24 protein-coding genes are annotated in these 25,295 nt (G+C 73.5%); 13 read left to right on the plus strand and 11 right to left on the minus strand.

The features are described from left to right. Positions 1 to 3: 3 nt before the first annotated feature. From ACFWVC_RS33220 to ACFWVC_RS33245, 6 genes are all read right to left on the minus strand, one after another. Entirely contained in the window at positions 4 to 216 is a 213-nt protein-coding gene (locus ACFWVC_RS33220) for an SAM-dependent methyltransferase (RefSeq protein WP_384296370.1), read from the minus strand. 56 nt (positions 217 to 272) lie between these two features. Continuing rightward, positions 273 to 1,277, minus strand: a complete 1,005-nt coding sequence (locus tag ACFWVC_RS33225; RefSeq protein ID WP_384296372.1) for a MerR family transcriptional regulator — start codon at positions 1,275 to 1,277, stop codon at positions 273 to 275. A gap of 33 nt (positions 1,278 to 1,310) precedes the next feature. Beyond that, positions 1,311 to 1,847, minus strand: a complete 537-nt coding sequence (locus tag ACFWVC_RS33230; RefSeq protein ID WP_384296433.1) for a GNAT family N-acetyltransferase — start codon at positions 1,845 to 1,847, stop codon at positions 1,311 to 1,313. 308 nt (positions 1,848 to 2,155) lie between these two features. Continuing rightward, entirely contained in the window at positions 2,156 to 3,808 is a 1,653-nt protein-coding gene (locus tag ACFWVC_RS33235) for an FAD-dependent oxidoreductase (protein ID WP_384296374.1), read from the minus strand. After that, positions 3,805 to 4,329: a DUF5987 family protein gene (locus tag ACFWVC_RS33240; protein WP_384296437.1), complete on the minus strand. Its 525-nt coding sequence runs from the start codon at positions 4,327 to 4,329 to the stop codon at positions 3,805 to 3,807. The genes ACFWVC_RS33235 and ACFWVC_RS33240 overlap by 4 nt, the downstream gene beginning before the upstream one ends. 137 nt (positions 4,330 to 4,466) lie before the next feature. Next, positions 4,467 to 5,051 (minus strand): hypothetical protein, encoded by a 585-nt coding sequence (locus ACFWVC_RS33245; protein ID WP_384296376.1) that lies wholly within the window; start codon positions 5,049 to 5,051, stop codon positions 4,467 to 4,469. A 199-nt stretch (positions 5,052 to 5,250) separates the two neighbouring features. Between ACFWVC_RS33245 and ACFWVC_RS33250 the strand changes: the two genes are divergently transcribed. The 4 genes from ACFWVC_RS33250 (at position 5,251) to ACFWVC_RS33265 (ending at position 7,915) form a co-directional block, all read left to right on the plus strand. After that, positions 5,251 to 5,943 (plus strand): FadR/GntR family transcriptional regulator, encoded by a 693-nt coding sequence (locus ACFWVC_RS33250; protein ID WP_384296378.1) that lies wholly within the window; start codon positions 5,251 to 5,253, stop codon positions 5,941 to 5,943. Between the two features lie 78 nt (positions 5,944 to 6,021). Then, on the plus strand, positions 6,022 to 6,906 hold the full coding sequence (locus ACFWVC_RS33255; protein WP_384296382.1) for a DUF3626 domain-containing protein: 885 nt from the start codon (positions 6,022 to 6,024) through the stop codon (positions 6,904 to 6,906). A gap of 122 nt (positions 6,907 to 7,028) precedes the next feature. Then, on the plus strand, positions 7,029 to 7,502 hold the full coding sequence (locus tag ACFWVC_RS33260) for a VOC family protein (RefSeq protein WP_384296385.1): 474 nt from the start codon (positions 7,029 to 7,031) through the stop codon (positions 7,500 to 7,502). Positions 7,503 to 7,720: 218 nt separating this feature from the next. After that, on the plus strand, positions 7,721 to 7,915 hold the full coding sequence (locus ACFWVC_RS33265; RefSeq protein WP_384296387.1) for a DUF4236 domain-containing protein: 195 nt from the start codon (positions 7,721 to 7,723) through the stop codon (positions 7,913 to 7,915). Between the two features lie 18 nt (positions 7,916 to 7,933). Here ACFWVC_RS33265 and ACFWVC_RS33270 read toward each other — a convergent pair whose 3' ends face one another. Next, positions 7,934 to 8,536, minus strand: coding sequence for a GNAT family N-acetyltransferase (locus ACFWVC_RS33270; protein WP_384296389.1), 603 nt, complete (start codon positions 8,534 to 8,536; stop codon positions 7,934 to 7,936). Positions 8,537 to 8,688: 152 nt separating this feature from the next. On the opposite strand from ACFWVC_RS33270, the gene ACFWVC_RS33275 reads away from it, so the two are divergent. Both ACFWVC_RS33275 and ACFWVC_RS33280 read left to right on the plus strand, forming a co-directional pair. Further along, a complete protein-coding gene (locus ACFWVC_RS33275) occupies positions 8,689 to 9,432 on the plus strand; it encodes an HAD family hydrolase (RefSeq protein WP_384296392.1) in 744 nt (247 codons plus the stop codon). Continuing rightward, a complete protein-coding gene (locus ACFWVC_RS33280; protein WP_384296395.1) occupies positions 9,429 to 11,771 on the plus strand; it encodes a glycoside hydrolase family 65 protein in 2,343 nt (780 codons plus the stop codon). The genes ACFWVC_RS33275 and ACFWVC_RS33280 overlap by 4 nt, the downstream gene beginning before the upstream one ends. 21 nt (positions 11,772 to 11,792) lie before the next feature. Here ACFWVC_RS33280 and map read toward each other — a convergent pair whose 3' ends face one another. Further along, the gene (map, locus tag ACFWVC_RS33285) at positions 11,793 to 12,560 is read right to left on the minus strand and encodes a type I methionyl aminopeptidase (protein ID WP_384296398.1); all 768 of its coding nucleotides are present in this window, start codon (positions 12,558 to 12,560) and stop codon (positions 11,793 to 11,795) included. A 67-nt stretch (positions 12,561 to 12,627) separates the two neighbouring features. Between map and ACFWVC_RS33290 the strand changes: the two genes are divergently transcribed. The 5 genes from ACFWVC_RS33290 to ACFWVC_RS33310 all read left to right on the plus strand — a co-directional run bounded on the left by ACFWVC_RS33290 (position 12,628) and on the right by ACFWVC_RS33310 (position 19,107). Further along, the gene (locus ACFWVC_RS33290; protein WP_384296400.1) at positions 12,628 to 12,912 is read left to right on the plus strand and encodes a helix-turn-helix domain-containing protein; all 285 of its coding nucleotides are present in this window, start codon (positions 12,628 to 12,630) and stop codon (positions 12,910 to 12,912) included. Positions 12,913 to 13,355: 443 nt separating this feature from the next. After that, positions 13,356 to 14,717: a bifunctional o-acetylhomoserine/o-acetylserine sulfhydrylase gene (locus ACFWVC_RS33295; protein ID WP_384296403.1), complete on the plus strand. Its 1,362-nt coding sequence runs from the start codon at positions 13,356 to 13,358 to the stop codon at positions 14,715 to 14,717. 77 nt (positions 14,718 to 14,794) lie between these two features. After that, entirely contained in the window at positions 14,795 to 15,862 is a 1,068-nt protein-coding gene (locus tag ACFWVC_RS33300; RefSeq protein WP_384296406.1) for a homoserine O-acetyltransferase, read from the plus strand. A gap of 256 nt (positions 15,863 to 16,118) precedes the next feature. Further along, positions 16,119 to 18,281 carry a phosphocholine-specific phospholipase C gene (locus ACFWVC_RS33305; protein WP_384296409.1) on the plus strand — a complete coding sequence of 721 codons (2,163 nt, stop codon included), beginning with the start codon at positions 16,119 to 16,121 and terminating at the stop codon, positions 18,279 to 18,281. A 121-nt stretch (positions 18,282 to 18,402) separates the two neighbouring features. Further along, positions 18,403 to 19,107 carry a TMEM175 family protein gene (locus ACFWVC_RS33310; protein ID WP_384296413.1) on the plus strand — a complete coding sequence of 235 codons (705 nt, stop codon included), beginning with the start codon at positions 18,403 to 18,405 and terminating at the stop codon, positions 19,105 to 19,107. Here ACFWVC_RS33310 and ACFWVC_RS33315 read toward each other — a convergent pair. Next, the gene (locus ACFWVC_RS33315) at positions 19,097 to 20,074 is read right to left on the minus strand and encodes a zinc-binding dehydrogenase (protein WP_384296416.1); all 978 of its coding nucleotides are present in this window, start codon (positions 20,072 to 20,074) and stop codon (positions 19,097 to 19,099) included. The genes ACFWVC_RS33310 and ACFWVC_RS33315 overlap by 11 nt on opposite strands. 99 nt (positions 20,075 to 20,173) lie before the next feature. Between ACFWVC_RS33315 and ACFWVC_RS33320 the strand changes: the two genes are divergently transcribed. Beyond that, the gene (locus tag ACFWVC_RS33320; protein WP_384296418.1) at positions 20,174 to 20,620 is read left to right on the plus strand and encodes a MarR family winged helix-turn-helix transcriptional regulator; all 447 of its coding nucleotides are present in this window, start codon (positions 20,174 to 20,176) and stop codon (positions 20,618 to 20,620) included. A 126-nt stretch (positions 20,621 to 20,746) separates the two neighbouring features. Then, complete coding sequence (locus ACFWVC_RS33325) at positions 20,747 to 22,384, plus strand: phosphonate degradation HD-domain oxygenase (RefSeq protein ID WP_384296422.1); 1,638 nt, start codon at positions 20,747 to 20,749, stop codon at positions 22,382 to 22,384. Positions 22,385 to 22,529: 145 nt separating this feature from the next. On the opposite strand, the gene ACFWVC_RS33330 is transcribed toward ACFWVC_RS33325, so the two are convergent. Together ACFWVC_RS33330 and ACFWVC_RS33335 are read right to left on the minus strand one after the other, a co-directional pair. After that, positions 22,530 to 23,684 carry a Fic family protein gene (locus ACFWVC_RS33330; RefSeq protein WP_384296425.1) on the minus strand — a complete coding sequence of 385 codons (1,155 nt, stop codon included), beginning with the start codon at positions 23,682 to 23,684 and terminating at the stop codon, positions 22,530 to 22,532. Positions 23,685 to 24,307: 623 nt separating this feature from the next. Then, positions 24,308 to 25,087 (minus strand): GntR family transcriptional regulator, encoded by a 780-nt coding sequence (locus ACFWVC_RS33335; protein WP_384296429.1) that lies wholly within the window; start codon positions 25,085 to 25,087, stop codon positions 24,308 to 24,310. Between the last annotated feature and the right edge of the window lie 208 nt (positions 25,088 to 25,295).

The raw sequence follows: 25,295 nt of genomic DNA on the forward strand, positions 1-25,295 counted from the left end.
CGGTCAGGCCCCAAGGCTGGGCTTGCGGGCCACCATGCCGTAGACGGGGTCGGCGGCGAGGGCGGCCGCGGCGGCGTCGCGGTCGACGGGGTGGTTGTCCCGGCCGCCGAGGAACACCTCGTAGTCGCGGGCGGGATGGGCCCGCGTGGTGTCGATGCGGTTGCGGAGCACGTCGGCGGACTCGTAGGCGGCGGACGCCTCGCTGTCGTTACCCATGAGGCCATCCCCCTGAAAGTCGAAAAGCCGGGAACTCGATCCGATCAGCAGGCAACCTAGCCGGCTCGGTGCCGAGTTGGCGCCACAGCTCCCTCACTGGTCACGCCACCGCCCGCAGGGCCGGTGCGGCCGGCGCTGTGAGCCGCCAGGGCCCGCAGCGACCAGTCGAGTGCGGGGGCGGCGGATTCCGGGGCCGGCCAGCCGTTGACCGTCGCCAGCAGCGCGACGTAGCGCTCCCGGCGCGGGTCGTCGGCGGCCGCCAGCAGGGACGGCAGCCGGCCGCGCAGGGCGTCGTCGTCCGCGGTGCCCAGCGCTTCGGCGCAGCCGGCGGTCAGCGCCGCCACGACGGGCACCGCCCGCGCGGACGCCGGATCGACGCCGGCCGTGAGCGCCGGGCCGACCCGGTCCCGGACGACCGCGACCAGGTCACGGCGCGGCAGCCCCTCGCCGCCTCGGGCGCGCCGGGCCGTCAGCTCCTCGGCCAGGGCACGGAGCCGCGCGCGGAAGGTCTCGTCCTGGGCCAGTCCGGCCAGCTCCACCCACGCCCGGAGTTGCTCCGGGGCGGGGTCGTCGGGCAGTTCGGGCGTCAGCGTACGGCGGATCCCGGCGACCGCCGGGTCGGCGAGGCCGCCGAGGACGGCGTCCAGGAATCCGTCGATCACCCGCCGCCGCTCCTCCCCGGTCAACTGGGCCAGTCGGTGCATGCGATCCATCTCCTCGGGTGTGGAGCCGTGTTCGGCAACCGCCAGCAGCACGCCGCGCCGCAGACGCAGCACACGGATCTGCGCCGCCAGTGCCTCGGCATGGGCGGCGGCGACCTCGGGCAGCGTGAGTTCGCGGTCCACGACCCCGCGGATCGTGGCGAGATCCAATCCGAGCTCCCGCAGCGTCCGCACCAGCTCCAGGCGGGCGAGTGCCCGCGCGCCGTACAGCCGGTAGCCGGCCGCGCTGCGGCCGGCCGGGACCACGATCCCGCGGTCGGAGTAGAACCGGACCGTCTTGACCGTCAGTCCCGTCCGGCGGGCCAGGTCACCGATCGAGAGGAGCGTGCCGTCGTCCATGTCCCCACCCTGGCGTCTCCCCCTGGGGGAGACTCAAGCGGTTTCCGGGATGCCCTCCGGCACATCGCGCTGCCAGCGGCGCTCGCCGTCGTGCCAGTGGCCGGTGGGGGTGAGGCCGCAGGCGCGGGCCACGGAGGCGGAGGCGTGGTGGTCGGGGTGGATGTGGGCGACGATCGTGCGGACGCCGCGTGCGTCCAGCCAACCGGTCAGGGCGCGGGCGGCCTCCCGGGCGAGGCCGCGGCCCTGCCAGGGGGCGCCGACGACCCAGGCGATCTCGGCCTCGGGACCGGCGGCTCCCGGGGAGATCGTCGCCTGGACGTAACCGGTGAGGCACCCCTCGTCGCGCAGCAGGAGCATCCAGTTGAGCCAGGAGACGGCCGGGTCGGGGGAACCGGCGAGCACGCGCTCGTAGCGGGCACGCAGTTCGCCGGCGGTCTCGGGCCGGCCGCCGGTGAAGGCGTACAGCGCGGGGTCCGAAAGGACGCGGGCCATCTCACCGGCATGGCCGGCGCGCAGCGGGAGCAGGTCGAGGCGGGCGGAGCGCGGGGCGCCGTCGACGGCGACGCACACGCCGACGACCCGCTCGCCGCCCGTCCAGTCGCCCGCGCCGAACCGCACCCGGTGGCCGTCCCGGTCCACGGCCGTCACCAGGTGCAGTCCGGCGGCGCCCGCGTCCCGGGCGAGGACGATGTCCCCGGCCGCGATCCACGCGGGGTCGGCCGGGGCCACGACGACGCGCTCTCCCACGCGGAGCAGCGACGTGGTCCCGTCCGGGCAGCCGAACTCCACGGTGTGCCCGGCGGCGACCCGTTCGGTGACGTGCTCCAGCATGCCCATGGCCCCGATCATGCCTGGTCGCCGGAGGCGCGTCACACCGGTCATCCGCCGGCGGCCCGCGCCGCCAGCTCGCGCGCCGCGGCGGCGACGGCGCCGCCCTGCGCCCGGCCGGTGAGCGGATCGCTCGGTTCGTAGCGGAGCGCGACGCCCGACTGGGCGCAGCGGGCCGCGATCGCCGGGCAGGCGCGTTCGGCGAGGGCGGCGATGGTCAGCGAGGGGTTCACGGTCAGGGAGGTCGGCACGGCGGAGCCGTCGGTGACGAAGATGCCGGGGTGGGAACGGAGTTCGTGCAGATCGTCGAGGGCGGACAGGACGGCCGAGTCGCCGGTGCGGCACGACGCCAGGGGGTGCGCGGTCACCGTCCCCGTGACGTGCTCGTCCCACGGGCGGACGGTCGCCAGGCCGTCCTTCTCCAGGATGGACCGCAGATGGGCGTCGGCCGCGTCCCAGCCGCGGCGTGTGGCAGCGCCGGGGGTGAAGCGCATGGTGCCCAGCCCGATCCCGTTGGCCAGGCGCGTGAAGCTGCCGGTGAGCGGCGGCGCGCCGAAGCGGCCCTCGGTCTCGTCCTCCGTCATGGCGAGCACGGTCAGCCACGAGCGCCACCGCGCGCGCATCCGCTTCTTGTCGACGCCGGACCACAGTCCCGCGGCGGTCTGGGCGAGGGTGTCGGTGACGGTGGGGAAGTAGATCTGCTGCAGCGTGAAGCGGGAGAACTCCGGTGCCGCGGCGTCCAGTCGGTCGTAGGAGGCGGAGGTGATCGGCATGCCGATGGGCAGGGCCTCGTACGCGACCGTGGCGCTGCGCGCCAGCCCGAGCAGCGAGCGCACCTTGCCCTCGTCGAGCACGGCGACGCTGACGCGGTCGCCGTTGCCGGAGAACCACCCGCCGACGGCGGCCGGGACACCGCCGAGGAGCGGGGCCGAGCGCTGCAACAGGACCGGGGTGCCCACGGCGCCGGCGGCCAGGACCAGGGTCCTGGTGTGGATCGTGCCCACCCCCGTGGGGCACGTGTAGTCGCCGGGGTCGACGGTGGTGTAGTCGACGGCGTAGCGGTAGCCCGGCTCGGTGGAGGGCCGTACGAGCTGGACCTCGTGCAGCGGCCTGATCTCCGCGCCGTGGGCCTCGGCCGCGGGCAGGTAGTTGAGCAGCATGGAGCGTTTGGCGCCGAAACGGCAGCCGGACAGCATCCAGTTGCAGTCGGTGCAGCGTCCGCGGTCGACGGCGACCGGCACCGGGTTGCAGGTGTGCCCGGCGCGGTCGCAGGCGGCGGCCAGGACGCCGCCGGCGTAGGACACGTCGGTCCAGTCCAGCCGGGTCACCGGCAGGGCCTGTTCCACCTGGTCGTACCAGGGGTCCAGCGTGGCGCGGGTGATGGTCGCGGGCCACAGCCGGCGCCCCGCGGGGTCGCGCCGCCCGAAGACGAAGGACGGTGCGCGCAGCGACGCGGCGAAGTACACGACGCTGCCCCCGCCGACGCAGTTGCCCGCCACCACGGATATGCCGTCGCCCTTGATGACGTCGACGATCCGGGGATAGGCCCCGAGGTTCAGGTCGTGCGTGAAGTCCTCTGTGGCCAGGCGGGGTCCGCGTTCCAGGACGGTGACGCGGGCGCCGGCCGCTGCCAGGTGGTAGGCGGGGATGGCGCCGCCGAAGCCGCTGCCGACGACGAGGACATCGGTGGTCTGCGGGCTCATGCGGGGCTCCCGGAGGGCGTGGTGGCGGGGTGCGGTGCGGCCAGGGCCCTGCCGTACGAGTGGTCGGGGAAGCGCCACAGGCCGTCCGGGCCGGGGGGCGGGAACCCGATCCAGGTCAGGCCGGGGTGGCCGCCGGCCAGGGCCTGCGCGGTGTGCAGATGGGCCGCGGTGTCGAAGGCGAGCCCGACGAGGAACGACAGCAGTTGCCAGACCGGCCGGTCGGGGTCGTCCGGCTGGAACAGTCCGGCGGTGACGGCGGTGCGGTGGTTGAAGGCCAGCCCGACGAAGGGCGGCCGGTCCAGGGGCAGCAGGATCAGGTGCGTGACGGCGTACCCCGTGGCGCGGGCGTCCAGCAGGGTGGCGATGCCCGGCAGCAGCGGGGCCAGGGGGAGTTCGGGCGCCGTCAGCAGCGCGATCGCGCCCGCCTGCACGGCGCCGGGGCCCGCGGCGGCCCCGGCGATGGCCCGGTCGGAGGGTCCGCGCCGCTCCCCCGGCACCAGGGTGTCGGCGAACGCCTCCAGCGTGGAGACCGGCCAGGAGCCGTAGGCCTCCGTCGCGGCGGCCGCCCGCGCCGCCCCGGTGCCCAGGACGGGCAGGGCGGCGACGGCGGCGGCGAGTCCGCGCAGTACGGCGCGGCGGTCGATGCCAGCGTCCACCGCTACCGCGCCGGGCAGAACAGGCTGAAGGGCAGCGTGACGGCCAGGCCGGTCTCGCCGGCCTCGTCGCCGTACGCGGCCAGGACGTCCGCGACCTCGGGCAGCCGGGGCCGCAGCGCGGTCACGACGTCGCCGACGCCGACGCTGACGCCGTCGACGTGGAAATTCGTCAGCCGCATCGCGGCCCGCCGGGCGCGCTTGTCGAACCAGTAGCGGCCGTCCCACGTCACGTAGGGGACCGCGCCGGTCGTGGACTGCACGCTCCAGTGGTCGCGCTGGTAGTAGCGGCAGACGGGCAGCGCCAGGGCGAAGCGGGCGGGCTCGGCGAGCAGGAAGCGGACGGCGCCGCCGTTGTCGAAGGTGATGTCGCGCTTGGAGTACTCGACGCACACCGGGTCGGTGAGCCACAGCCACGGGTCGGGCGTCTCGCCCTCGCCGTAGGAGTGCCAGGCGCAGGCATCGGCGAACGCCGGCTCGGTGTACGGCTCGGGCGCCGAGGCCGCGGCGGGGCCCGCGGCGACGGCGAGGGTGACGAGCGCGGCGGCGACCGCCGTCAACAGGCGGGCGGGGCGGTGGAACGGGGACATGGGCACACTCCGGTGGTCAGTGGGGACGGGCCGGGGGCACCACCGCAGAATGCTCCTGACACGACATCAGGGCAAGAGGTTGTACAGAGACTCATTGAATCAGTGGCTCATCCACTGCCTCTGTGTGTTGACGCGCCGCACCCGGGGCGGCTGGGCTGGGACCGCACGTTCGGCACGCAAGCTGGAAGGACGGCCCCCGGTGGACCCACTGACCCGCGAGACCCTCGTCGACGTCCTGGAGCGCCGCCTCCAGGACGACATCCTCGACGGCGTGCACCCCACAGGCGCCCTCCTGCCGCCGGAGCAGCGCCTCGCCGAGGGCTACGGCGTCACCCGCACCACCGTGAAGCACGCCTTCGGGCGGCTGACCCAGGCCGGCCTGCTGGAGACCCGGCACGGCGTGGGCACCCGCGTGCGCGACTACCTCCGCCTGGGCGGTGCCGACCTGCTGCCGATGCTCGTCCGCCACAACCCCGGCTGGCTCGCCGACATCTTCGAAGTGCGCGCCGGCGTGGGCGCGCTCATCGCCGAGCGCGCCGCGGCCGCCGCCACGAGCGGCCAACGGGCCCGGCTGCGGGCGCTGTTGGGCGCCGTCGCGGAAGCCACCGGCCCGGACGCGGCCCAGCTCGCCGACGCCGAGGTGCACCGCGCCCTGGCCCACGCGACCGGCAACCGCGTCTACGTACTGCTCACCAACACCCTCTTCACCGCCTACCTCCCCCTGCGCGCACGGCTCGTCGCGCCCTTCCGCGACCCGGCCGAGGCCGCCGCCCGCCTCGAACCCCTGGTCACCGCAGTGGAGTCGGGGGACGGCGCGGCCGCGCGGGCGGCGGCGCAGGCGTATCTGGACGAGACCCGCCGGCTCATGGTGGAAGCGCTCGGCACGGACTGACCGGCCGCCGCTCCGGCCCGGCCGCGCCGCCCGGAAACCCCGGTGCGGCCCCGGCCCGGGCCCGGGCACACTGTGCCGATGAACGCCGGTGCCCCCGCCCGCACACCGCAGGAGTACGCCCTGCGCCACGTCGCCGCCCGCTCGTCGGGCGGCCCGGTCGACCCGAGCCTGCGGATCACGCTCAACTTCCACCCCGACCGGGACGCGGGCGGCATCCCGACCCTGGCGAGGATCGCGCAGGACGGCGTCTACCGCTCCCAGTTCGTGACGGGCACCAGCAACGGGGGCCTGACCGCCCACCCCGGCGGCGACCGCTGGCGCTGGGAGAGCCGCATCTTCGGCGGCGCCTACGACCGGGCCGCCGCCCACGAGCGTCCGGTGTACGGGGCGCTCAACCACCGGCGCGACCCGGCCGGCGGCGCCCCGCGCTTCGGTTCCTGCCACTTCCGGCTCGGTCCGCGGACCCTGTCACGGACCACGTTCTGCTACCCGGACAGCTCCACCGAACCGGAGCTCTTCGCCGTGGCGGAGCGCTTCTCGCTGCTGGACCCCGCGGCGGCCGGCGGCCTGGACACCCTGGACGGCCACATCGAGGCCCAGGTCCACGGCCCGGTCCTGCTGGACGGCGACGTGGAGGCGCTGGTGCTGGACCCCTCCTTCCGCGGAACCGCCGTGGAGGCCGCGGCCCGGAGCCTGCCCTGCCCGGTCGAGTGGCACAGCGGCTTCCGGCTGACCACGGAGCACCTGGTGCGCCACGCGGACTACCGCGGCCGGGAGTACACCGACCTCGGCGCCGCCGTCGCCGTCGGCGAAATCCTCGATCCGCGCATGATCGGGGACGCCGCCCGTACCGGCCGCCACGACCCTCAGGCGCTCAAGCGGCTCTGGCACGTGCTCGCGCGCTTCGGAGCCCCGGAGGGCGCCGACGGCGAGGCCGCGACCGCGTGCTGCCAGGCGGCCTGAGGCGTCCGGGAGCACGCTCGCGGGGAGCGACCCGGCGCGGAGCCGGATAGCGTGGAGAGGGCACCGGCCGCACCCCCGCGACCGGCTGCCGTTCCGTACGGGCCGTTGAGACAGGAGCCCCGATGACGTCGTCTTCGTCGCCGCACACGGGCACCTCCGCCCGCACCGGGGGCCAGGAACCCGGAGACGAGGCGCCGCGGCTGTCGGCGCTGGTGATCTACGTGCGCGACCTGGAGCAGTCGGCCGCGTTCTACGGCGACCTGCTGCGGATGGAGATCACCACCCGGGACACCACGGCCCTGCTGCTCACGGATGCCGGCGGCTCGATGGTGGTGCTGCGGGCGATGCCGCGCGGCGAGCACTCGCTCGGCGGCGTCGGCGTCCAGGCGACGGTGTGGACCGCCCGGGACCCCGAGGACCTGAGCCGGTGCGAGCGCCTGCTGCGGGAGCGGGACGCGCATGTGGAGACCACGTCGGTCGACGGCCGCACCGTGGTGGAGGGACGTGACCCGAACGGCCTCACGGTGATGGTGGCCCATCCGCGGCTCGAACCCGTCGTCGCCCAATTGATCATGAACCGCGCCTACGCGTGGTGAACGTTGCCGGTCCGGGCCCGGCGCCCCGGCAACGTCCGGGCGGGGGTGCTCCCCCGGCGGGCGGTCAGACGTCAGGGGTGACGGGTGACGGCCCAGGGCCACCCATCAGCCGCGGGCCGGGACCGATCTGACGGTTCATCGGTCATGAAAGCGCCTTCGGGGGGCAGGCGGTCGTGAGACGACACGTCACGTTCCGTACTGCCTTGAGGAGTGCTCCCATGCCTTTGAACTTCCGGAAGTCCTTCCGGATCTTTCCCGGCGTCCGGCTCAACATCAACAAGAAGTCGCTGTCGATCACGACCGGCGGCCCGCACGCGCACCACACCGTGAACACCCGCGGAGACCGCACCGAGTCGGTCGACCTGCCGGGTCCTTTCTCCTGGCGGCGCACCACGCGCCGCAAGCGGCGGTGACGGCGGTGACGGCGGCGGTCACTCGAGGATCCAGCCGGACATCCACCGCTCCTTGACCGCCGGCCACTCCGCCGCGACGAGCGAGTAGTAGACGGTGTCGCGCCACGTGCCGTCGACGCGCCGGAGGTGGCGGCGCAGCACTCCCTCGCGGATGCCGCCGATCCGGCTGACGGCGTCCTGCGAGGGCAGGTCGAGGTCGTCCAGCCGCCACTGCACGCGCCCGAAGCCGAGGTCCTCGAAGGCGTAGTAGACCAGCATGAAGTGGGTCTCCAGGTGCACCGGGGTGCCCCAGAGCACGGGGTCCATCCAGCTCCAGCCGATGTCGACGCGCTCGTCGGCGGCCTCGATGCCCACGTACGCCGCCCAGCCCGAGGGGCGGTCGGTGGCCCGGGGCACCACGGAGAAGGCGACCGCCTCGCCGGCCGCCGCCTGGGCGAGCCGCTGGTCGACCATGGCGCCCATCTCGGCGGTCGAGCGCGGCGGGGTCGTCGACAGCCAGCGCCACACCCGCTCGTCGGCACGGGCCGCCTGGTACAGGTCCGGGACGTGGCTGCGCGACAGCGGTACCAGCCGCGCGTACCGGCCGTCGATGGTGACGGAAGCAGGGAAGCGTACTGCCATGCCCGAACGCTAAACCGATCGGGCCGCCGGCGGCACCCGGTCGCGGATTCCCATACGATCTTCCGCCGGTACGGCCGACCGGCGCTCCCGCGTCCGGCTGGTAGACGGCTTCGGCAGGCATGCCGGGGTCCCTGGGCGGGGAGGCGGGTTGCATGACGAAGACCGGTCTCCCGGAGGGTATCCGGGCCTGCCTTTTCGATCTCGACGGTGTGCTGACCAAGACCGCGCTGGTTCACGCCGCCGCCTGGAAAGAGACGTTCGACGACTTCCTGCGCCGCCGTGACGGCGCGGACTTCCGCCCCTTCGACAAGGTGGCCGACTACGACGAGTACGTGGACGGCCGCCCGCGCGCCGACGGCGTCCGCACCTTCCTCGCCTCCCGCGGCATCGAGCTGCCCGAGGGGACGCCCGACGACCCGCCCGAGCGCGACACGGTGAACGGGGTCGGCAATCGCAAGAACACGATCCTCCTGGAGAAGATCCGCACCGAGGGTGTGGAGGCCTACGAGGGCTCCGTCCGCTATGTGCACGCCGTGCGCGCCGCGGGACTCCGTACCGCCGTGGTCTCCTCCAGCGCCAACTGCCGCGACGTACTGGTCGCCGTCGGCATCGAGGATCTCTTCGACGTGCGGATCGACGGCATCGTGGCCGCCGAACGCAAACTGCCGGGCAAGCCGCACCCCGACACCTTCCTGGAGGCGGCGCGCGACCTCGGTGTCGAGGCGGGCGCCGCGGTGGTCTACGAGGACGCGCTGGCCGGGATGGACGCGGGCCGCGCCGGGCGGTTCGGGTACGTGGTGGGGGTGGACCGGGTCGGCCAGGCGGACGCGCTGCGCGAGCACGGGGCCGACATCGTGGTGCAGGACCTCGCGGAGCTGTTGGAGGACAACGCGTGATCACCCACTCAGCGTTCTCGGTCGAGCCGTGGACGCTGCGCGAGACCGAGCTCGACTTCGACGTGCTGGCGCAGAGCGAATCCGTCTTCGCCCTGTCCAACGGCCACGTCGGCTGGCGCGGCAACCTCGACGAGGGCGAGCCGCACGGACTGCCCGGTTCCTACCTCAACGGCGTGCACGAACGGCATCCGCTGCCGTACGCCGAGGCCGGCTACGGCTACCCGGAAGCCGGGCAGACCGTCATCAACGTGACCAACGGCAAACTCATCCGGCTGCTGGTCAACGACGAACCCTTCGACGTCCGCTACGGGCGGCTGCGCTCCCACGAGCGCGAGCTCGATCTGCGCACCGGCCTGCTGAAACGTACCTGCGAGTGGACCTCGCCGGCCGGCTGCACGGTGCGGGTCCGCTCGACCCGGATGGTCTCCCTGACCCAGCGGGCCATCGCCGCGGTGCTGTACGAGGTGGAGGCCGTGGAGTCCACGGTCCGGCTCGTCGTCCAGTCCGAACTGGTGGCCAACGAGCAACTGCCGACGGTCTCCGGGGACCCCCGCGTCTCCGCCGTGCTGGAGTCCCCGCTGGTGCCCGAGGAGAACGTGGCGGTCAACACCCGGCTGCGGCTGGTGCACCGCACCGCCGTCACCGGGCTGCGGGTCGCGGCCGCCGCCGACCACCGGGTGGAGGGGCCGGAGTCCACGGAGAGCTTCAGCGAGAGCAACGAGGACACCAGCCGGCTCACCATCACCTGCGACCTGTCCCCCGGCGAGACGCTGCGCATGGAGAAGATCGTCTCCTACGGCTGGTCCGGGGTCCGCTCGCTGCCGGCGGTCCGGGACCAGGTGGAGGCCGCCCTCGCCGGCGCCCGCGGCACCGGCTGGCAGGGCCTGGTCGACGAACAGCGCGAGTACCTGGACTCCTTCTGGTCCCGGGCGGACGTCGAGATCGACGGCGACGCCGAGATCCAGCAGGCCGTGCGCTTCGCCCTCTTCCACGTACTGCAGGCCGGCGCCCGCGCCGAGCAGCGCGCGATCCCCTCCAAGGGCCTGACCGGTTCGGGGTACGACGGCCACTCGTTCTGGGACACCGAGAGCTTCGTGCTGCCGCTGCTCACCTACACCTCCCCGAACGCGGTCGCCGAGGCGCTGCAATGGCGGCAGGCGACCCTACCCGCGGCCCGGGAGCGGGCCGCCCAACTGGGGCTGAAGGGGGCCGCGTTCCCCTGGCGGACCATCGACGGCTCCGAGGGGTCGAGCTACTGGCCGGCCGGCACCGCGGCCTTCCACATCAACGCGGACATCGCCGACGCCGTGGTGCGCTACGCCGCCGTCACCGGCGACGAGGTCTTCGAGCGCGAGACCGGTGTGGAACTGCTGGTCGAGACGGCCCGGTTGTGGCTCTCCCTGGGCCACCACGACCACCACGGCCGGTTCCACATCGACGGGGTCACCGGGCCCGACGAGTACAGCGCGATCGCGGACGACAACACGTACACCAACCTCATGGCCCAGTCGAACCTGCGCCACGCAGCCGACATGGTCGAGCGCCACGCCGAGCAGGGCACGGCCCTCGGCGTCGACGACGAGGAGACCGCCGCCTGGCGGGACGCCGCCGAGGCCATGACCGTGCCCTACGAGAGCTCCCTGGGCGTCCACGAGCAGTCGTCCGGGTTCACCCGGCACCAGGCGTGGGACTTCTCGGCGACCCGCCCCGACCAGTACCCGCTGATGCTCCACTTCCCGTACTTCGACCTCTACCGCAAGCAGGTCATCAAGCAGGCGGACCTGGTGCTGGCGATGTTCGTGCGGGGCGACTGCTTCGACGAGCGGCAGAAGGCACGCAACTTCGCCTACTACGAGCCGCTCACCGTCCGGGACTCCTCCCTGTCGGCGTGCGTCCAGGCGATCATCGCGGCCGAGGTGGGTCATCTGCGCCTGGCCTACGACTACCTCGGCGAGGCCGCACTCATGGACCTCAAGGACCTGGAGAACAACACGCGCGACGGGCTGCACATCGCCTCGCTCGCCGGCACCTGGATGGCGCTGGTCGCGGGCTTCGGCGGGATGCGGCGCACCGCGAGCGGGGTCGGCTTCGCCCCGCGGCTGCCGGAGAAGGTGCGGCGGCTGGCCTTCACGTTGCAGGTGCTCGGGCGGCGCCTGCGCGTCGAGATCACCGACTCGGTGGCCACGTACACCCTGCTGGAGGGCGACCCGCTGGAGATCCGGCACTTCGACGAGGCGCTGACCGTGTCCACCGCCGGTCCGGAGCGCCGCTCCGTACCGGCCGTCACCGCGCGCCCCGAGCCGGAGCAGCCGCCGGGCCGCCGGCCGGCGCGGCGCTGAGGGGGCGCGGGGCGGGGCGGCTCACAGTGCGGTGAGGATGCGGGGGCCCTCCTCGGTGATGGCGACGGTGTGCTCGATGTGCGCCGCCCGGCTGCCGTCGTCGGTTCGCAGGGTCCAGCCATCGGCGGCGGCGTGGTAACCGTCGTCGCCGCCGGCCATCAGCATCGGCTCGATGGCCAGGGCCAGGCCGTGGCGCAGGGGGAAGCCACGGCCCGGCCGCCCGCGGTTGGGGACGTGGGGGTCCTCGTGCATGCGGCGGCCGATGCCGTGGCCGCCGAAGTCCCGGGGCATGCCGCAACGGGCCGCGCGGGCCACGCTGCCGATGGCGTGCGCGATGTCGCCGATGCGGTTGCCCACCGTGGCCGCGGCGATCCCGGCGTCCAGCGCGCGCCGGGTGGCGTCGATCAGCTCCAGGTCGCCGGGGCGCGGGGTGCCGACGGTGAAGCTGATCGCGGCGTCCCCGGTCCAGCCGTCGAGTTCCGCGCCGCAGTCGATGCTCACCAGGTCGCCGTCGCGCAGCCGGTAGCCGTCCGGGATGCCGTGCACGATGGCCTCGTTCACCGACGCGCAGATCACCGCGGGGAACGGCGTCGGCGCGAACGACGGACGGTACCCGAGGAACGGGGACCGGGCGCCGGCGGCGTCCAGGACCGCCCGCGCCGCCTCGTCCAGCTCGCGCAGCGACACCCCGACGCGGGCCGCCTCGCGCACGGCGGCCAGCGCGTGGGCAACCACGCGGCCGGCCTCCCTCATGGCCTCGAGGGCCGAGTCTGTCTTGATCTCCACCATGTGCCGTGTCCTCGGTTCTCGCGGGTCGATGCGACCCAATACTTATACCGGTATTAGTATCACGGTCATGGTGAGAACGCCTTTGACCCCGTGGGAACGCGAACGCGGCGAGCGCTTCGGCGCGCTGCTGCGGGAGGCCCGCGGCGACCGCAGCATGGTGGACGTCGCCGCGGCCGCCGGCGTCTCCGCGGAGACCCTCCGCAAGATCGAGACCGGCCGCGCCCCGACCCCGGCCTTCTTCACGGTCGCGGCCCTGGCCGCGGCCCTCGGCATCTCCCTGGACGTGCTGGTCGCGGCCTGCGCGGCCGCCGACCCCGGCGAGGGCGAGGCGGGGCAGGCCCTGTCGGCCTGAGGGTCCGCGCGTGCGCCCGGCGGCGACGGGCAAGGGGCACGGTGTCGCAGCCGGGAAGCGATCGTGGTCCCCGCTCCCGGCCGCACCCCGTCGCGAGGGAGGCACGTGCCTCCGCCGTTGCGCGCCTCGCCGCCGGGGCCGGCGGCGACGCCCGGAGGGCGGGCATCGCGGGCGATTCGCTGGTGCGCCGCGCCGCGTTGTGGTTACCTGGCGGCATGACCGTGCTTGTGAGCCGACGCCACGTGGACTACGTGCGCGTCACCAGCATGAGTTGTCGCGCCGCGCGCTGACGCCGCGCTTTCCGGCGTCCTGCCGCCGCTTCCCTTCCGGCCGCTGATCATCCGGGCCTCCGGCTGCCCGCTCCGGGACGATTCCCGCGTTCGCGCACGCCGTCGGCACGCCCGCACGCCCGCACGTTCCCGTACGCGCACCAAGGGAGAATCATGAGCCAGCCCATCGACTCCGTGACCGCGGGGCACACCCCGGAGGAGGCCCCGGCGGGGCCGGACACCTCGGCGTGGTCGTTCGAGACGAAGCAGATCCACGCCGGCGCCGCGCCCGACCCCGCCACGGGGGCCCGCGCCACGCCGATCTACCAGACGACGTCGTTCGTCTTCCGCGACACGCAGCACGCCGCCGACCTCTTCTCGCTCGCGGAGCCGGGCAACATCTACACCCGGATCCACAACCCGACGCAGGACGTGCTCGAACAGCGCGTCGCGGCGCTGGAGGGCGGCGTGGCGGCGGTCGCGCTGTCGTCCGGCCAGGCGGCGGAGACGCTGGCGATCCTCAACGTGGCCTCGGCCGGGGACCACATCGTCTCCAGCACGTCGCTGTACGGCGGCACCTACAACCTCTTCCGGCACACGCTGCCGAAGTTCGGCATCCAGGTCTCGTTCGTCGACGACCCGGACGACCTGGACGCCTGGCGCGCGGCGATCCGCCCGGAGACCAAGGCGCTGTTCGCCGAGACGCTGGGCAATCCGCGCGGCAACGTACTCGACGTACGGGGTGTCGCGGACGTGGCGCACGAGGCGGGCGTGCCGCTGATCGTGGACAACACGGTGCCCACGCCGTATCTGCTGCGGCCGATCGAGCACGGCGCGGACATCGTGGTGCACTCGGCGACCAAGTTCCTCGGCGGACACGGCACGACCATCGGCGGGGTCGTCGTGGACGGGGGCACCTTCGACTTCGGCGCCCATGCCGAGCGCTTTCCCGACTTCACCGAGCCCGACCCCAGTTACCACGGCCTGCGCTACTGGCCGGCGCTGGGCCCGGGGGCGTACGCCATCAAGCTGCGCGTGCAGTTGCTGCGCGACCTCGGCCCGGCGATCGCCCCGCACTCGGCCTTCCTGCTGCTCCAGGGCATCGAGACGCTGAGCCTGCGCATCGAGCGCCATTCCGCCAACGCCCAGGCCCTGGCCGAGTGGCTGGAGCGGCGTGACGAGGTGGCCGCGGTGCACTACCCGGGGCTGCCGTCCAACCGCTGGTACGAGGCGGGGCAGCGCTATCTGCCGCGCGGCGCGGGCGCGGTGCTCGCATTCGAGCTGCGCGACGGAGTCGAGGCGGGCAAGCGGTTCGTCGACGCCGTCGAGCTCTTCAGCCACCTGGCCAACATCGGCGACGTGCGCAGTCTGATCATCCACCCCGCGTCCACGACCCACAGCCAGCTGGACGGGGCGCAGTTGGCGGCCACCGGCACCTCGCCGGGCCTGGTGCGCCTGTCCGTCGGCATCGAGAACCTCGCCGACCTCAAGGCGGACCTGGAGGCCGGTTTCCGCGCGGCCAAGGCCGCGTCCTGAACGCCGTCACCGACACCGCGGTCCCCCTTCCGCCGGCCTCCGGGGCCTGGCGGGAGGGGGACCCGCCCGGCCGCCGCATGTGGCACGCGCTGGAGAAGCCGCTGCCGCTGGAGTCGGGGGACGAACTGCCGGGGGTACGCGTCGCGTACGAGACGTGGGGGCGCCTCGCGCCGGACGCCTCCAACGCGGTGCTGGTGCTGCACGCCCTCACCGGGGACAGCCACGCCGCGGGGCCGGCGGAGCCCGGGCACCCGACACCCGGCTGGTGGGACGGGCTGATCGGGCCCGGCGCGGCACTGGACACCGACCGCTGGTTCGTCGTGGCGCCCAACGTGGTGGGCGGCTGCCAGGGCAGCACCGGGCCCTCCTCCCTGCGGCCCGACGGCAGGCGCTGGGGCGGGGCCTTCCCGTACCTGACGCAGCGGGACCAGATCGCGGCGGAGGCGGATCTGGCGGACGCGCTGGGCATCGGCCGGTGGGCGCTCGTGGTGGGCGGTTCCATGGGCGGCATGCGGGCGCTGGAGTGGGCCGTGTCGTATCCGGAACGCACCGGATCACTGCTGCTGCTCGCCTGCCCGCCGGCGGCGAGCGCGGAGCAGATCGCCTGGGCGAACGTCCAGTTGCACGGCATCCGCGACGACCCGCACTGGCGGGGCGGCGACTACCACGACGCCGCACCGGGCCAAGGTCCGCACGCGGGGCTGGGGTTGGCCCGCCGGCTCGCGCACGTCACCTACCGCAGCGAGCGGGAGCTGACCGTCCGCTTCGGGCGTTCCCCGCAGGGGGCGGAGGATCCGTGGCGCGGCGGCCGCTACCAGGTCGAGTCCTACCTCGACCATCACGCCGCCAAGCTCGTCCACCGCTTCGACGCGGCCAGTTACGTCGTCCTGACGCAGGCCATGAACTCCCACGACGTCGGCCGCAACCGCGGCGGCATCGCCTCCGCCCTGCGCCGCGTCACCGCCGCCACCCTCGTCGCCGGAGTCTCCTCCGACCGCCTCTACCCCCTCCCCCAGCAGCACGAACTCGCCTCGGGCATCCCGGCCGCCGACCGTCTGCGGGTGATCGACTCCCCCCACGGCCACGACGGCTTCCTCATCGCCACGGACCAAGTCGCCGCGCTTGTCCGGGAACTGCTCGGCTAGGCCCAATACCGACCGAACAGGCCACAGCACGGGACGACACAGGGTGGCAGCAGCGCATGACGCCGCGCGTCCTGCAGCCCGGCGGATTCGGCCGTGCTGTCGGTCCTTTGACGGAGTCGTTGCAGATCACTGACCATATGTCCTCGCCGAGGTCTCCGCCCGGCCATTTCCGTGCCCGGTTCCCGATACCCGGGAGCAAGTTCGCGGGATCAGGGTCTCGAGATAGATGCATCATGCAATCTGGAGGCTTTGAGTCATGTCTGCAGTGTCCCGAAGAAACTTCCTTGGCACCGCCGCGACCGTCGCCGGTGCGGCGGCCATCGGTGCAACGCTGCCCGGCGTGAGCGCCGCCGCGACGTCCTCGCAGACCAAGGGCGCCCCGCACGGCCACGTGCACGGCGACATCCGCGACATCAAGCATGTCGTCGTGATCATGCAGGAGAACCGCAGCTTCGACCACTACTTCGGCTCCCTCAAGGGCGTGCGCGGGTTCGGTGACCGTTCGACGATCCAGCTGCCGGGCGACAAGTCCGTCTGGGAGCAGCCGAAGACGCTGACGGAAGGGGCCGAGACCCAGTTCCCGTGGCGGCTGAGCGGGGCGAAGACCTGGAGTGGCGCGACCCCGCCGAGCGCCGAGCTCGGCGCGGCCAACTACGGCGGCACCAGCCACGGTTGGACCGACCAGCACGGCGCCTGGTACGGCGGCCTCATGAACGGCTGGTACTTCGCCAAGGGCGGCCCGACCACACTCGGCTACTTGGACCGCAAGGACCTTCCCTTCCACTACGCCCTCGCGGACGCCTACACGGTCGGCGACGCCTACCACTGCTCCGTGCTCAGCGCGACCGGCCCGAACCGCACCTACCTGTGGGGCGGCACGATCAACGCCGACAAGAAGCACGGCACCTTCACCGCCACCGACGGCGGCGACGAGCTCGGCAAGTTCCTGCCCTGGGAGTCCTACGCCGAGACGCTCCAGAAGGCCGGCGTCAACTGGCGGGTCTACCAGTGCGCCGACGACTACGGCGACAACGGCCTGGAGTACTTCGACACCTTCGCCAAGCTCGACCCCACCCAGGGCGGCACGGCAGCCCCGGGCAACGTCTTCTACGACAACGGCGTGAAGAACGTCCCCGAGCCGGTCACCGGTCTCGCGGGCAACGCCGACAACATCAACGCCGCCATCCGCGCCGACGTGGTGAACGGCACGCTGCCGCAGGTCAGCTGGGTCGTCAACAACCAGTTCTTCTCCGAGCACCCGGTCACCGCACCCAGCAACGGCGCGTACTTCCTCCGCGGCGTCCTCGAAGCCCTCAACGCCGACCCGGAGGTCTTCAACTCGACCCTGGTCATCGTCAACTACGACGAGAACGACGGTCAGTTCGACCACGTCCCGCCGCCGATGCCGGCGCCGGGCGAGGCGGACGAGTTCGTCTCCGGCACCATGGCCCAGTACGGCGTCACCGCCCCGCTGCCGGTCGGCCTCGGCTTCCGCGTGCCGCTGCTCCTCATCTCGCCCTGGACCCGCGGCGGTTGGGTGACCTCCGAGGTCTCCGACCACACCTCGGTCATCCAGTTCATCGAGAAGTGGACCACCGCGCTCGGCAAGCCGGCCGTCTCCCCCAACATCAGCAGCTGGCGCCGCAAGGTCTGCGGTGACCTCACCGGCGCCCTCGACTTCACGTCGCCGGTCTACGGTCTGCCCCACCTGCCGGACACCGGGGATCTCGTCCCCGAGACGCGGTACACCCCGCTGCCGGGCGACAACACGATGCCCACCCAGGAGCAGGGCACCAAGCGGGCCCGCCCGCTGCCGTTCCAGCCCAACGCCAACCTGACCGGGTTCGCCCCCGGTGCGGCGAAGCTGGAGTTCAGCAACGACGCCCCGTTCGCCACGAAGGCGAGCCACTTCGCCGTCTACAACAACCTCAGCGGCCTCCCGACGCTGGCCCAGTACCCGGCCGCGTTCCCGGGGCAGTACACCGTGGACAACAAGAAGTCGGTCGCCGGCACCGGCCCCGTCGGCTCCTCGGACAGCGACACCGCGTACGACCTGACCGTCACCGGCCCGAACCGGTTCCTGCGCCGCTTCATCGGTGATGTGGCCACCGCCGGCAAGGACCTCGTCGTCGAGGCGAGCTACTACGACGGCAAGTCGACCGCACACCCGAAGCTGAAGCTGCGGTTGCGCAACAACGGCCACAAGCCGGTGCGTTTCACCATCACGCACCACCACTACATCTCCGCAGCCCCGCACCACGTGACGGTCGACGGGCGTGACAAGGAGACGTTTGTGGTCGACCCGCTGAAGGTCAGCGACGGCTGGTACGACCTGACCGTCACGGTCGACTGCGACGGCACCTGGTCGCAGCGGTTCACCGGCCACCTCGAGACCGGCAAGGTCAGCATCACCGGCTGACCCCGGCCGCACCGACGGCCGCCCCTCCCCGCCGGGCCCGGAACGCGAGTACGTCGCGGTCCGGGTCCGCGGCCTGCGCGGTGCACGGTGCCCTGGCCCGCCTGTCCGTAGGATCCGTTATGTGGCAAGTGCAGCGGATCGTGAGTACCCGTCAGGCGCGGCCGGCGACGACGGCACGCGCCTGTCGGACACCGGCCGGGTCGAGGCGTTCAGCGACGGCGTGTTCGCCATCGTGATCACGCTGCTCGTGCTCGACCTCTACGACCACGACTTCCGGCGCGGTGACCTCGCGTCGGCCCTGGTCGCGCAGTGGCCCGCCTATGTGGCGTTCGTCGTCTCGTTCGTCTACGTGGGCGTGATCTGGCTCAACCACCATGCGCTCTTCCGGCGGATCCGCAGGATGGACTGCGGCCTGCTGTGGATCAATCTCGCGATCCTGTTCAGCACCGTGATCGTGCCCTTTCCCACCGCGGTCCTCGGGGATGCCCTGGCCAAGGGCGGAGGCACCGACGACCAGCGGGTCGCGGTGGTCCTGTACGCCTTGGTCGCCGCCGTCATGTCGGCGCCGTGGTGGGGGGTGTTCACGTATCTGGGCCGGCGCCCCCGTCTGCTGGAGCCCGGCGTGCCGCCCCGTCACCTGCGGGCGCAGCGGATCCGGCCGCTGACCGGTCTCGTGCTGTACGTGGTCTGCGGGGTGGGCGGGTGGTTCGTCGGCCCGGTCGTGGGGATGGTCTGCATCGCCGTGGTGATCCTCTATCACGCCCTCACCAGCGAGGGCCTTCGGGAAGGGCCGGCCGGCCGCCTCTTCGGCACCTTCAAGCGCTGAGTTCCCCGTCCGGGGTCAGCACTACGCGCTGCCCGGGGGCCGCCGGGGCGGTCCAGGCGTGCTCGACCCGGGAGAGGGGCACCGGGAGGGCGTCGACGTCGAGGGCGCCGGAGGCGATGAGCGCGGCGAGGGACGGGAGTTCGGCGACGATGCCGGCCGTACTCACGGAGCCCTGGCCGCTGCCCATGAGCTGGACGTCGGCGGCGCGCAGGAAGGCCGAGGGCAGGGTGATGTCCGGTCCGGCGACGGAGCCGATCTGGACCCAGGCCAGCGGCTTGGCGCGGTCGGGGCGGGCGGTGAGCAGGGCGGGCAGGGCGTGTTCGGTGGCGGGTCCCCAGAGGTAGTCCAGGACGATGTCGGCGTCACCGGCGGCGCGGCCGAGGTGGTCGGCGGTCTTCTCGGGGTCGCCGAGGAGGGGGACGGTCTCGTCGGCGCCGAGACCGGGGAGGAGCGCCAGGCGTTCGGGGTCGCGGCCGGCGGCGACGACGCGGGCGGCGCCGAGGTGCTTGGCGATCTGGACGGCGAACCGGCCGGCGTTGCCCGTGGCGCCCAGGACCAGGACGGTGGCGCCCGGCCGGAGCCGGGCGCGGCGGCGCAGGGCGATCCACGAGGACATCGCGGGGTTCATCGCGGCGGCCACGGCGACCGGGTCGGTGTCCGCGGGCAGGCTGACGGCGCGTCGGCGGTCGACGACGGCCCGCTCGGCCATGGTGCCCGTCGCGCCGTCCGGGGCCACGAAGTAGAGCAGTTCGCCCTGCGGGGTGCGGCCGACCGCGTCGACGCCCGGGACCAGGGGCAGGACGCCCTCGGAGGTGTAGTGGGTGCCGTCGGCGCCGGAGCGCACCCGGGGGTGCAGCCCGGCGGCGAGGACGTCGACCAGGATCTCGTGCTCCCCACGCGGCTCGGGGGTGGCGACGGTGTCGTAGCGGGGCGGGGCGTCGAAGGAGTGGACGACGGCGGCGCGCATGAAGGACCTCCTGGGCGGCGGAGCGGGCATCTATAGTTTGCTGCACGTACTACTTCGAAAGTAGTTTGTGCCACGTACCAAGTCAAGCGAAGGCGGCCCATGACCCAGAACCGCGAACCGGACCTCACTGAGGGACCGCAGAACACGCTGGACGCCCTCGCCCAGCTGTCGTTCCTCATCCAGGGCGCCCTGTCGCGCGTCGCCGCGGAGCACGACCTCTCACTCCCCCAGGTCCGGCTGCTCGGCATCCTGCGCGACCGCCGGCCCGGCATGCTCGAACTCGCCCGCCATCTAGGCCTGGACAAGTCCTCCATGACCGGCCTGGTCAGCCGCGCGGAGAAGCGCGGGCTGGTCGAGCGACTGCCCTCGCCCCACGACGGGCGCGGCGTCCTGGTCGGCCTCACACCGCTCGGGCGGCAGCTCAGCAGCCGGTGCACCGACGAGATGGAGCAGCACGTCGCGGCGCTGACGGCCGGCCTGACACCCGTCGAGCACGCCCTCCTCCGCATCGTGGCCGCCAAGCTCCTGGACGCCGCCGGACAGTGACGGCGCGACCGCGCACGGCGAGTCGGCGGGGGTTCGCCCCCCGGCCATCCAATGGCCACTCCTCGGTCGTGTCTTCCTGTGACGGTCGGAGAAGTTGGCTATACAACTTTGCCGAGGAGAGAGACCATGACCACCCTGACCGCCTTCCCGGTCGACGAGCTGCCCGCGATGTGGCTGCGCGACAACTGCCCCTGCACGGACTGCCGCGACCCGCGGTCGGGCCAGAAGCTCTTCCAGATCGGCGCACTGCCCGACGGGCTGCGGGTCGAGACGGCGACCGCTGTCCTCGGCGCCGCCGGTGAGCCCGCGCTCGAGGTCGTCTGGGCGCCCGACGGGCACCGCTCGGCGTACCCCGTCGCCTGGCTGGAGGCCAACCGGCCCGGCGGCACCTCGTACGGGGACCGGCGTACCGAGGACGGCAAGGAGCTGTGGCGGGCCCGCGATCTGGCCGGGCGGCTGCCGGAGGCGGACTGGGACGCCTACGTTGGCGAACCGGGGCTGCGGGCGCGCCTGCTGGAGTCCGTCCAGCGGCTCGGCTTCATGCTGCTGCACCGCGTGCCCGAGCGCGAGGAGCAGGTGCTCGCGGTGGCGGAGACCTTCGGTTTCGTGCGCGAGACCAACTACGGCAAGCTCTTCGACGTGCGCGTCGAGCCCGACCCGAACAACCTCGCCTTCACCTCGGTCGCCATCACGCCGCACACCGACAACCCGTACCGCGACCCCGTCCCGACGATCCAGCTGCTGCACTGCCTGGTCAACGACGCGGAGGGCGGCGACTCCGGCCTCGTCGACGGCTTCGCCGCGGCCGCGCTGCTGCGCCGGGAGGACCCGGAGGCGTTCGCCGTCCTCAGCCGCACGCCCGTGCCCTTCGTCTTCCGGGACGCGGCGACCGAGCTGCGCGCCGACCGGCCCCTGATCGGCACGGACGCCCTCGGCCGGGTGCGCGAGGTGCGCTTCAACAACCGCTCGATCGCCACCCTGCGGCTCCCGGCCGCCGAGCTGGAGGCGTTCTACGCCGCCTACCGCACCTTCGCCGCGCTGCTGCTCCGCCCCGAACTGCAGCTGGACCTGCGCCTGTCACCCGGCGACTGCCTGGTGTTCGACAACACCCGGCTGCTGCACGCCCGCACCGCCTTCGCGGCGGACGGCGCACGCCACCTTCAGGGCTGCTACGCCGACCTCGACGGCCTCGCGAGCAGCCTGGCCGTGCTGCGGCGCGCGGACACCCTGGAGCCGCTGGCCGAGCTGTTCGCCGGCGCGGGATCGGCGGAGTACCTGGGCGAGGCGGTCTCCATGGCCCAGCACATGCTGCAGGCGGGCGCCAGGGCCGAGGCCGCCGGCGCCGCGCCGCACCTGGTGGCGGCCGCGCTGCTGCACGACGTCGGCCACTTCGCGGGAGAGGTCACCGGGCAGGACCTGATGGACGGCACCGACAACCGGCACAGCCACACCGGCGCCGACCTGCTCGCCCGCTGGTTCGGACCGGAGGTCACCGAGCCGGTGCGGCTGCACGTCGCGGCCAAGCGCTACCTCTGCGCGGTCGAACCGGGTTACCACGACCGGCTGTCGGAGGCCTCGAAGCACACGCTGGCCGTCCAGGGCGGCCCGATGACCACGGAGCAGGCGGCCGCCTTCGCCGCCCTCCCGGGCGCGGCCGACGCGGTCGCCGTCCGCCGCTGGGACGAGGCCGCGAAGGACCCCGACGCCTTCACCCCGCCGTTCGAGCACTTCGTCCCCCTGCTCACCGCGCTGACGCGCGGCTAGACCGGGGGCCGGGCTTCCGCTGCGGGCCGGTGGGCCCCGTGCGGGTCCGCGGGGGCTGATCGCGCAGTTCCCCGCACCCCTACGGGGCCCGACGGCCGGCCGCACTCGCCTTCATCGCGAAGTTCCCCGCGTACGTTCCAGGGCCCTAGGAACCGGGGGGAGTCGCGCTGCGCCGGGCCTCCGCGATGTGGAGGCCGATGTACGCGGCGAGGCTCAGCGCGTCCTGGGGGTCGTCGGCCCGGAAGGCGATGCGGCGGAGGAGGCCGACGCGGTCGAGTGTGACGCCCTCGCGGGCGAGGACGAAGACGAGCGCGAGGAAGGCGGACCGGGCGTTTCCGTCGTCGAAGGGGTGGAAGAAGCACACGTCGAGACAGGCGCGCGCGGCACGGACGGACAGCGGCAAGGGTTTTTCTCCGTCCGGCGCGCTCTCGGCCAGACAGGCGTCGAGGCGGGCGCGGGTGGCCGGACCGATGCCGTAGCGTTCTCGGCCCTCCTTCGCGAAGGCGGGCAGGCCGCGGAACGGCGGCGGCTGCGGTGTGTGCAGGACGTGCTGCTGCCAGCCGCCGAGCAGTTCGAAGTCGAGCGGGGCGCCGCGCGCCGCGTCGGCCCGCACCAGCGCCAGGGCGGCGAGCAGGCCCTGCGCGCGGGCGGGGTCCAGAGCACCGTCGAAGGCGCGGATGTCGTCCGCCGCGCCGTCGCGCGACGGGGTGACCGGTCCGTCCGCGGCCGCGTCCGGGGCGTTCTCCCACGGCACGGCCTCGCGCACTTCGAGCCATCGCTCCAAGTGGTCCGGCACGGGTCCTGCGGACCAGTCGCCGTCGTCCGGCCGCAGCGACAGTGCGAGCCCTTCCGCGACATCCTCGACCAGCGCCGCGTCGGGGGCGGTCCAGCTCAGGAAACGCCCGCCGATCGCCTGGTCGACCAGTTCCCTGGCGACATCGGGTGCGACGCCCCAGTGGCTGAGGAACCAGGTGAGCACTTGCCGGCAGTGCTTGTGCCAGCCGCTGCCGCAGCCGGTGCGGTCGGCCACATGCAGGATCAGGTTCCGGGCGGCGCGGTCCCACAGGATCCGCTGGTCCTCGACGGCCACCAGCTCCAGCGGGTACGCCTCGAACCTCCCGGCCAGGCTCTCCAGCCACCCGCGCCACTCGCACAGCGCCGCCACGACACGGGCGGCCGTCTCCTCCGGGGTGGTGACCGAGCCCAGCGGGCTGGACCAGTTCCCGACCGGCCCTCCGTCGAAGTCCCCTTCGTCGTGCGCCCAGCGCCAGCCCACGACCCAGCGACCGTATGTCTCCACGAGGGCATGGGACATGGCGTCAGCCCACGGTTGGGCCTCGTCCCAGCGCCAGGCGTGCCTCGCCGAGTGGTCGGCGGGGCGGCGTGGCACTCGCCGGGCCGGCCCGAGCGCGTGGACCACCCGCGATGCCGAGGCACTGTCGAAAGGATGACGCGCGGGGTCCACCTCGTCCCAGGTCAGATCGTGAGGGGACAGCTCAAGAGGCATCGCACCAGGCTGCCACGTCCACCCGGTACCCGTTCAAATGCATTACCGGCGGCGCCCTGCCGCCCCCGGCCGGAGGCCGGACGGCGCACGCGCTTCGTGCGGCCGGCGGCGGCGAGGCACCGAAGTACCGCGGGTTCGTCCGAGGACGCGGCAAGGCGCAGCTGGAGCCAGTCCGACCAGGAGTCCTGGACCGACGGGTCGCCGAGCGGGACGGTCACCGAAGTGCTCTGGAGGGCGGCGAGTTCCCGGGCGCGGCCCGCGGCGTAGGCGCGGCTCCGCTGGGCTTCGAGCCGGTCGATCCAGGCCGGGCGATCGGCTGCCGGGACACGGTCGAGCGGCGTGCAGGACGATACCGAGCGCGATGCTCTCGCCGGGCTCGGCGGCGGGGCCGCGGGCCGGGCCGCCGCCCGTTCAGGTCAGGCCCGCTCCGTGCGCGGGCTGTGGTGGCGGCCCAGGGCCGAGGCGGCGACCGAGTTGTGCACCGTGAAGGCGATGGTGCCGGGCAGGTAGCGGTCCTCGGACCACTCCACCGGCATGCCCGCCGGATCGGTCGTGCGGCGGCGTTCGCGCAGCAGGACCTGGCCGGCCGGGCACTGAAGGAGCCGGACGTCGTCCTCGTCGGCCCATGCGATGTCGATGGTGTGGTCGGCGTCGGTGAAGAGCACCCCGTGCCCCACCAGCGCCTCGGTGTGCGACACGACGTCGGGCGCCAGCTCGGCCACCAGGGCGCCCACGCGGGCGGGGTAGAGGGACCGCTCCACCATGACGGGTTCGCCGGACAGGGTCCGCACCCGCAGGACGAGGTAGACCTCCGCCCCGGGCTCCAGGCCCAGTTGCGCGGCCTCCGCCGGCTCGGCCGGGCGCCGCACAACTCGGTCGACACGGCCGCCCGGCGTCTCGCCGAGGGAACGCGCCCAGTTGGTGAAGCTCAGCAGTTCGGAGAAGCTCTGCGACCGCGGGCCGCCGAGCACCGTGCGCGGGGTGCCGCGTCGCGAGGTGACGAGGCCGTCCGACCGCAGTACGGCCAGCGCGTGCCGCACCGTGCCGCGGGAGACCCCGTAGCGCTCGGCCAGCGTGCCCTCGGGGGGCAGCTTGGCGCCGGAGGCGTACTCGCCGGCGATGATCGCCGCGCGGAGTTCGGCGGCGACCTTCCGGTACCGCAGGCCGCTGTCGCCGCTGCCGTGGTCCTCCCGCAACGTTTCTCCCGGCCGCTCTCGTGTCCACCGGGCCGGCGGTCCGGCCGGCCTCGGACACGACCCTATCCGGACCGGACCCCTGCTCAGGGCCAGGTGGGAGATGGCAGGGGGCCGGGCCCGGGGGGCCCCCCCCCGCCCGCCCCCCCCCCCGACCCACCTCACACCGCGTGGACGGGGCCCCCCGACCCCAGGTCGAAAACGGTGGCCG

The sequence above is a fragment of the Streptomyces sp. NPDC058691 genome (genome assembly GCF_042714775.1).
Lineage (GTDB): Bacteria > Actinomycetota > Actinomycetes > Streptomycetales > Streptomycetaceae > Actinacidiphila.

Excerpts from the sequence above, each read along its gene's own strand:
- ACFWVC_RS33315 (WP_384296416.1), bottom strand. The coding sequence starts at position 20,074 with ATGCGCGCCGCCGTCGTCCACTCCTTCGACGCCCCGCCCCGCTACGAC.
- ACFWVC_RS33305 (WP_384296409.1), top strand. The coding sequence starts at position 16,119 with ATGTCTGCAGTGTCCCGAAGAAACTTCCTTGGCACCGCCGCGACCGTC.
- ACFWVC_RS33295 (WP_384296403.1), top strand. The coding sequence starts at position 13,356 with ATGAGCCAGCCCATCGACTCCGTGACCGCGGGGCACACCCCGGAGGAG.
- ACFWVC_RS33260 (WP_384296385.1), top strand. The coding sequence starts at position 7,029 with ATGACGTCGTCTTCGTCGCCGCACACGGGCACCTCCGCCCGCACCGGG.
- ACFWVC_RS33220 (WP_384296370.1), bottom strand. The coding sequence starts at position 216 with ATGGGTAACGACAGCGAGGCGTCCGCCGCCTACGAGTCCGCCGACGTG.
- map (WP_384296398.1), bottom strand. The coding sequence starts at position 12,560 with ATGGTGGAGATCAAGACAGACTCGGCCCTCGAGGCCATGAGGGAGGCC.
- ACFWVC_RS33225 (WP_384296372.1), bottom strand. The coding sequence starts at position 1,277 with ATGGACGACGGCACGCTCCTCTCGATCGGTGACCTGGCCCGCCGGACG.
- ACFWVC_RS33270 (WP_384296389.1), bottom strand. The coding sequence starts at position 8,536 with ATGGCAGTACGCTTCCCTGCTTCCGTCACCATCGACGGCCGGTACGCG.
- ACFWVC_RS33275 (WP_384296392.1), top strand. The coding sequence starts at position 8,689 with ATGACGAAGACCGGTCTCCCGGAGGGTATCCGGGCCTGCCTTTTCGAT.
- ACFWVC_RS33320 (WP_384296418.1), top strand. The coding sequence starts at position 20,174 with ATGACCCAGAACCGCGAACCGGACCTCACTGAGGGACCGCAGAACACG.
- ACFWVC_RS33325 (WP_384296422.1), top strand. The coding sequence starts at position 20,747 with ATGACCACCCTGACCGCCTTCCCGGTCGACGAGCTGCCCGCGATGTGG.
- ACFWVC_RS33235 (WP_384296374.1), bottom strand. The coding sequence starts at position 3,808 with ATGAGCCCGCAGACCACCGATGTCCTCGTCGTCGGCAGCGGCTTCGGC.
- ACFWVC_RS33265 (WP_384296387.1), top strand. The coding sequence starts at position 7,721 with ATGCCTTTGAACTTCCGGAAGTCCTTCCGGATCTTTCCCGGCGTCCGG.
- ACFWVC_RS33290 (WP_384296400.1), top strand. The coding sequence starts at position 12,628 with ATGGTGAGAACGCCTTTGACCCCGTGGGAACGCGAACGCGGCGAGCGC.
- ACFWVC_RS33245 (WP_384296376.1), bottom strand. The coding sequence starts at position 5,051 with ATGTCCCCGTTCCACCGCCCCGCCCGCCTGTTGACGGCGGTCGCCGCC.
- ACFWVC_RS33255 (WP_384296382.1), top strand. The coding sequence starts at position 6,022 with ATGAACGCCGGTGCCCCCGCCCGCACACCGCAGGAGTACGCCCTGCGC.
- ACFWVC_RS33300 (WP_384296406.1), top strand. The coding sequence starts at position 14,795 with ATGTGGCACGCGCTGGAGAAGCCGCTGCCGCTGGAGTCGGGGGACGAA.